Annotated in this window: 5 protein-coding genes; 2 read left to right on the top strand and 3 right to left on the bottom strand. The window is 44.2% G+C overall.

Translation table 11 applies throughout. The annotated features are described in order from the left end of the window. Nucleotides 1–454: 454 nt before the first annotated feature. Together FKQ60_RS16835 and FKQ60_RS16830 are read left to right on the top strand one after the other, a co-directional pair. Nucleotides 455–2578 carry a methyl-accepting chemotaxis protein gene (locus FKQ60_RS16835; RefSeq protein WP_001177657.1) on the top strand — a complete coding sequence of 708 codons (2124 nt, stop codon included), beginning with the start codon at nt 455–457 and terminating at the stop codon, nt 2576–2578. A gap of 150 nt (nt 2579–2728) precedes the next feature. Continuing rightward, nucleotides 2729–5743: an EAL domain-containing protein gene (locus tag FKQ60_RS16830; RefSeq protein ID WP_258011864.1), complete on the top strand. Its 3015-nt coding sequence runs from the start codon at nt 2729–2731 to the stop codon at nt 5741–5743. Nucleotides 5744–5780: 37 nt separating this feature from the next. Here FKQ60_RS16830 and FKQ60_RS16825 read toward each other — a convergent pair whose 3' ends face one another. From FKQ60_RS16825 to FKQ60_RS16815, 3 genes are all read right to left on the bottom strand, one after another. Continuing rightward, on the bottom strand, nt 5781–5981 hold the full coding sequence (locus FKQ60_RS16825) for a hypothetical protein (protein WP_000266180.1): 201 nt from the start codon (nt 5979–5981) through the stop codon (nt 5781–5783). Between the two features lie 248 nt (nt 5982–6229). Continuing rightward, entirely contained in the window at nt 6230–6946 is a 717-nt protein-coding gene (locus tag FKQ60_RS16820) for a transposase (RefSeq protein WP_279197992.1), read from the bottom strand. Then, nucleotides 6946–7223: transposase (locus FKQ60_RS16815; RefSeq protein ID WP_170906791.1), on the bottom strand; the 278-nt coding region annotated here is incomplete at its 5' end. The genes FKQ60_RS16820 and FKQ60_RS16815, both read right to left, overlap by 1 nt.

Here is a 7223-nt window from a genome sequence, read left to right as displayed (position 1 = left end):
GAATCTGTTGGGCGGATTAATCGCGTACTGCTTGAGGGATAAAAAGCCCAGTCTAGATCTAACAGCTCAAGAGTTTGAGCTGTTAGAGAGTAATTGCTTAGTTCTGGCTTAACCAGATCTCAGGTTAATTGGTAAGTCGTTAGTGGCGATGAGTCAATAAATGCTAGTCAAAGCACAAAGCCAACCCTCTTGTTGGCTTTACTGATCCCCTCTCTATGAAGTAGCACCTAATTGGTGCATTTTGGTTCGTACGCCTCTTTTTCTGCACAGGTTTGGTGCATAAAAGCATGAGCGATGGTGTCTCTCACTAGTCGTATTCACTAGCAAAATGTTCTGAGGCTAGTGATGCTGTTTATTCTTATGCTGAATCACAGCATAGCATTCGTTTTGAGCGTCTATGGAATGGGCTTTGCATTATAAGCCTGAATAATCAAATACATGGACAGTAATTTTTATGCAGCTAACAACAGAAGAACAACATTGGCTTCCTTGGTTGGGAAAAACCGGTAAATGGGCGATGCGTAAAGCCTGTTTTTTGAACCGCAGTCGAATCTCAACTCTTGAGCAAACCTTTGAGAATATTGCGAATACTCGTGTGAATATATTAACCACGTGGGCGAATAATCAATGGTCTTTTTTACAAGATGCCGCCTTATATCTATCGGCTAAAGGTGAGCTGGAATATCACGAGACTTTGCAACGTTTGCTGAAACGCTCGAGCGATTTTTCGGAGTTATTTGTGGTCTCTCCGCAAGGTGTTGTGGTGAACTCGACTTACATACAACAAAATGGACGTTCAGTTCCTTCGCTAGAAGCGTTACAGATGGGGTTGAAGAAGCCGTTTTTACATGGCCCTTATATTGATAAATTAACGCTATCGATTGGCCCTTCTAGTTCCTCGTTTCATGATGAAGTGACACTGATGTTTTACCAGCCCTTGATTCACCATGGAGAAGTTATTGGGTGTCTTTGTGGGCGAGTTCCCAATGACGTGGTGGGGGATTTAATCCAACGAGAAGCTGGGCATATTTACAGCGAATCGGGGGACAACTATCTGTTTATGGTGGAACCGAAGTTTGATCGCTCGATTCGAGCTGGAACGGCGCTGTCTCGCTCGCGCTTTGAAGATAACCGCTTTTCCCATGGAGAGAACCTTAAGGAGGGGATTCATACTCAGTGGGGGACGGTAAAAATTCAGCGTCATACGGAATTTGAGATTATGTTTACGGATCCTGCGACGCAGCAGCTTCATCCCGGTGTACGAGAAACCATTAAGCGAGGTTCGAATTTATTCGTTGAGTATCCGGGTTATTCTGATTATCGGCATATTCCCGTAATTGGTAAAGGGGTGACCTTTGTGATGCCCGGTTCACTTGACCGTTGGGGGATGATGTGTGAGTCAGATTTGGAAGAAGTTTATCGACACCGTTCTTTATCGCTCAAATTAGATCAACAATTCACCTTAAGTATTTTTGCACCGTTATTACTGCCTTTTTTGATTAGTTACCTTTACCCCTTAGCTGAGTGGCAATTGTTGTTACTGTCTATGTTAATGGGATCGATCGCGGTTGCTCTGTTTCATGGATTAACTGCGAAACAGATCGCCCAACATTTATCCAGTATGACCCAGGTCATGCAAGTACTGGCAGAAGGGGATGGAAACTTGACTCGACGCCTTAGTACTGAACATTTTAAAGCCGATGAAACGGGAGATTTAGGGCGATGGACAAACAGCTTTATTGATAGTTTAGAAGAGATAGTGAACGATTTGGTTTTTGCGAGTAAGGAAGTGCAAAATGTATCTGAATCGATGTTAAAACGTAGTCAGATACTTCTTTCTACGAGTGACACCACGGCCAATTCAATCACCGAGATGCTCTCTTTAGCACAAATCCAAAGCCAAGAAATCGTCCATGCACACGATACCGCAACAGATATGAATCAACTTATGCAACAAGCGGTAGAAGTGGCACAGCAGGAATATCAAAAAGCCGCAGAGAGTGCGCAAGACATTAAAAATATTGTTCAGTCTTCAGCGCAAACGGTCAATGAAGTAAACAGTGAAATGCAAAAAATCGGTGGCATTGTTGGGCTGATTACGGAAATTACCGCACAAACAAATTTGCTAGCGTTGAATGCTGCTATTGAGGCTGCACGAGCGGGTGAGCATGGGCGTGGTTTTTCTGTGGTCGCGGATGAGGTTCGGGTATTGGCCAATAAAACCTCACAAGCAGCTAATAATATTGGCGAGTTGATGGAAGCATTGCATCAGCAATCTGCACGAGCGGTTCGTTATATGCAAGAGGGGATCACGAATGTAGAAAATAACACCCAAGTGATTGATGATTCTAGCCGGAGTGAGCATCTACAAGCTTCTGTCACCGGGTTATTTTCCTTAATTCAGGAATTGGCTCGTAATAGTGAGGAGCACCGACAAACGGCAGATGCGGCACAGTCAACGGTGGTCGAACTACAGGAAGCGTCAGCCCAACTAGCACGTCGTACGACCTTGATGCAAAACTCATTACACCGTTTAAATCAATTGGTTGGTCGCTTTGAAATCAGTCAATCTGCCTGAGGTTTTATGCATAATGTTGTACAATGTTTATTCATGACTCGGTAGTTTGTGCACTAAATGTGCGATCGAAGTCATTTTTAACAGTATTGCATTTATAAAAACCAAGCAGTTAGGCATTATGAACTTTTCTTTTCAAGGATGAGTTGCTGTATGCCTACCTGTTTGAGTTCGCGTAGAGTCACAATCGGCGTTGTTATGCCCATGCTTAGTGGCTTCTATATGGGAGAAATTAGTGCCACATTCCGCCAGTTAGCGGAACAAGAAGGCGTCAATCTTATTATTATTCGCTCTGGTGATAGCCGTGATTTTTCGTTGCCTATTGCATTGCACCAAATGGATGCTTTGGTCGTAGTGCTGCATGCGGCAGCAAACACCTATGTGGAAGCCGCGACTCGGTTGGATATTCCTGTTATCTCGATGGGGGCAAGCTATTCTCCTTTGCCCGTTGAACAGTTTTCTAGTTTGCAAAGCAGTGGCGTTGAGCAGCTATATCAGTGGCTGGTTTCATTAGGCCATCAATACATTGGTTTTTGTGGCGATCTTTTTGTCACAGATATTCGCTCTCGATTCAATGCCTTTAAGCAATGTGTTGAACGCTATCATCATCGAACATTTGATACCTCTCAGCTGTTTAGTGTGGAAAATTGCCAATTGGCGGGGGGCAGGCAAGCGGCGGAAGAGTGGTTAACACTATCGTCTAACCGTTGTACGGCAGTTATCTGTGCGACCGATCAAAATGCGCTGGGCATGATAGAGCAACTTAAGTTACATAATATTGATATTCCAAATGATCTCGCTGTCGTGGGAATTGATAATATCTTCTCTGGTTGCCGAATTTCACCACCGTTAACCACGGTTGATCAGCAGTTAGAACAGCTAACCCGTGCTGTTTTTCAACGAGCGTTAGAGCGTATTGCCGGAGTCGGACTTAGCCGGGAAGTGTCATATATTGAGCAAAGCTTAGTGATTCGCCAGTCATGTGGGTCTTCACCGTTAGATAAATCATTAGAACTTGACCGAGAAACTGTTCGCCATGCTTTACTTTATGAAGCGCTACATTCTCCTTCAGAGCTGTTTGATAACCTTTATTCTTTAGCTAAAGGGGGCTTTCAGTCTATTCTTGATGCACAAACGCTGTATCAGTGCCAATTGAAAAGAGCAGAGCTGCACCGTTATGAGCAGTATCGGTTGACTTCCCAGCGCAGTTTAATCAGCAGTGATGAGTTGAAGCAACAAGAAAGCGATCCGCAAGATGTGCGAAACCTACCGTATTTGGAGGCAAAAGAAGCCAGTGTGATCACCCTTTTACCAGTGAACCGAGGGGAGCAAGGGGATTGGGATGTGGTCACTGTGGTTGAAAAACAGAGTTGCGAGCGTAGTATCGCTCAATCGGCGATGTTCTATAACTATTTAGATATTTTATCGCTATTTATTGAGCGAGATGCACTGATTGAAACCAGCCAGCAGCGGCATAAAAAATCACAGCAATTACTGCAGCAGCTTAAAGTTGTCTCCAGCAGCTCAAATGATGGTATTTGGGAGTGGGATCTGCAGCAACAGAGACTTTACTGGAATGGCCGGCTAAGTGTCATGTTGCGTTTTACTCAGTCTAATCAGTCCGGCGTGATTGATCCTCAGTTGTTCCTTAATCGAATTCATCCTGAAGATATTGTGGCGTTTGAGCAAATGATCCAAGAACATTTAAACACAATGAGCCCATTCAAAATGACACTACGATTATCACGTGATGATGGGCATTATATTTGGGTTCAGATGAATGGCTCTGCGATCCGTAATCATCATGGCCTGCCCGTACGTATTGTTGGTTCGATGATTGATATTACCGAACAGCAGGAGTCGGCCGATAAAATCCACCAAATGGCTTATTTTGATGGACTGACGGGCATCGCCAACCGGCGTAAAGTTATGGAAGTGATCGAAAAACACATTAAGGAGCAGCCTGAACAGCCAAGAGCAGTGATGATGATGGATCTCAACCGCTTTAAGATGATTAATGATACGTTTGGCCATCAAGTGGGGGATGCTTTACTGCGTCATGTGGCTGAAGCTTTGACCAAGTCATTGCGTTCTCAAGATTTGATCGGGCGCTTTGGTGGTGATGAGTTTGTCTTTTTCTGCGATGTTGTTAATGCACACCAAGCTTCTGAGCTGGCTTTGCGGCTATTGCGTGCAGTGGAAAAACCGATGTGTTATCAAAATATTGAGTTGGTTAGCCAAGCCAGTATTGGGGTGGCATTTTATCCAAGCCAAGGGATTAATGCCGATGAGCTGATTAAAAATGCCGATATTGCGATGTATCGCGCGAAGCAAATGGGTGGTGGTAAGGTGATGCATTACGAGAAAAAAATGCATCAACCTTTCGAGAGCCATTTACAAACCGAACATTTACTAAGCAAAGCCATTGAACAAGGTGAAATAAAAGTTCACTACCAGCCGCTGTATGATAACCGCAGTAAACAGATCTGTTCTGTCGAAGCTCTGGCAAGATGGTCGTCACCGACCTTAGGCGTGGTTCCGCCGAACCAATTTATTGCGGTGGCAGAGAACAGTTTTTTAATGATGAAACTGGGTGATTGCATCATTGATCGGGTATGCCAAGATGTCGTTTCATCCCCATGGTTGCGTAGTTTACACCATATTTCAGTCAATATTAGTGCTCGTCAGTTGGTACATAGCCACTTTACTCGGCATCTTTTGGATAAAATTAATGCTTATCGATTGCCCCCTTCTCTCTTCTGCTTAGAAATCACTGAAACAGCTGCGATTTCGGATAAAGAAATGAGTTATCGAACATTAAGAGAGTTGCAAAGTGCTGGCTTTAGTTTGTCATTGGATGATTTTGGTACAGGGTTTTCTTCTTTATCTCTTTTGAAAGGGTTGCCTATTAAAGAGGTAAAAATTGATCGATCGTTCATTAATGATATTAGTGAAAAACCGTCAAACTTAGCTTTTATCAAAGGGCTGGTGAGCATGGTGCAAAGCCTTGGTTTTCGAGTGGTGGCTGAAGGGGTTGAAACCCTGCTTCAAATGGAAGTGTTAAGCGAATTGGATATCGACATTATCCAAGGTTTTTATTTTTCTAAGCCTAAAAGCCTCGCAGAATTAGAAGCTGAAGTGAACAAAGAGCAAGTGTCGGAAACATAAGAGGAGACGGTGTCTCCTCTTACCGCTTCATTGGATATTAACAAGCCGGTTCGCTATGGTTATCTGCTAAGTTATGGGGGGTGGTTAAGTCCCGTAACCAGAGCCGAGTACGATAGCGCCGCCAACAGAGCGTTAATTTGATGATCTCTTCTACCAGCATCATCATATACACTTGTTCAAAAGAGTAATGCATGACAAATGCGGCAATGGCGGTGAGAGGTAAACCAAAGAGCCACATAGCGATGAAATCCATCTTCAAGCAAAACGTATTTTCGCCCCCAGCTCTCAGTATCCCATTGATGATGACCATATTGAGCATCTTCAAACTGATCGCAATGCTTAAAATTGTCATCGCGGGTTGGGATAATGGGAGAAATAACTCAGAGTCTAAGTTTAATCCCTGTAATAGCCATGGCTGAACGAGCAGTAATAATGAACAACTCCCACTAAACGCTGCGCGTTTTGAAGGAGTTTCAAAAAGAAAGCCTAAGCTACCTTTTTAGGCTGGTTCCCAGCCTGAATACCTAACGCCCAGTTTAAGTTAACTTGCGCACTGGCTACATCGCGGGGCTTCTCACAACCACATTCGCATGAGTGCCAGCGGTCTGCTAAGGATTTCTTCTTAGCTCCGCAGTCTGGACAGGTTTGACTTGGCTTAACTTGCTTTGTTGGTACTTCAACAAATTCGCTACTAGCTTCTTCCGCTTTGTATCGCAGCAAATTAAGAGTCATGGCTGGCGCGGTGTTCAGAATTTCCCGATTCAGACCAGCCTTTTGTTTCACCATGTTTCCGTTTTTCTCGACAGTACCTTTGGCACTGCGAGTCATGTTCTTAACGGTGAGTTTTTCGGTGGCGATCAATGCCGCCACTTCAACTAATTTTGCAGTTTCTTTATGAGTAAAATCGAGTCTTTGACGGGCGATTTTCTGGTGGAGTTTGGCAATTTGATGCTTTAATTTTCGCTGGGTGCGAGTGCCTTTTTTCGCTAACGCGAGGTCACGTTGTAAAGAGGTTAATCGCTCTTTGCTGTTTCTGAGGTAACGGGGGTTTTCGACTTGCTCAAAATTACCATCCTGATCGATAGTCGAAAAGTAATGAGAAACACCCCAATCCAAGCCAACAGCTTTAGGTGAGCTTACGAGAAGATAGTGTACATAGGTATTAAGAAGCGGCTCTGGCCGAAAGCCAGAGCCTGTTTTGATTAGATATTGGACTGATAATTCCAGGGCAAGAACTGTTGTGGATTAGCCTTAACTTCACTTTCCATTCGCTGTATCGTATTAAAGTAATCCAGCACATTTATACCCGCTTCGGCTGATGTCGCTATCATCGCCATGATCACATCCGCAATACTCGCACCAGCCTGTGTTTTATGGAACAGGGCATTTTTTCGGTTGCGAGCAACTAGCTTGAGTGCTTGCTCCGCTCGGTTATTATCCAGCTGTGCTCCCTCGAGACGGCAGAAGGCGGTCAGCCCCT

This window comes from Vibrio sp. A11 (genome assembly GCF_013048705.1).
GTDB classification, from domain to species: domain Bacteria; phylum Pseudomonadota; class Gammaproteobacteria; order Enterobacterales; family Vibrionaceae; genus Vibrio; species Vibrio metschnikovii.
The sequence above is the reverse complement of the archived record's forward strand: the minus strand, read 5'-3'. Positions and strand labels throughout refer to the sequence as shown.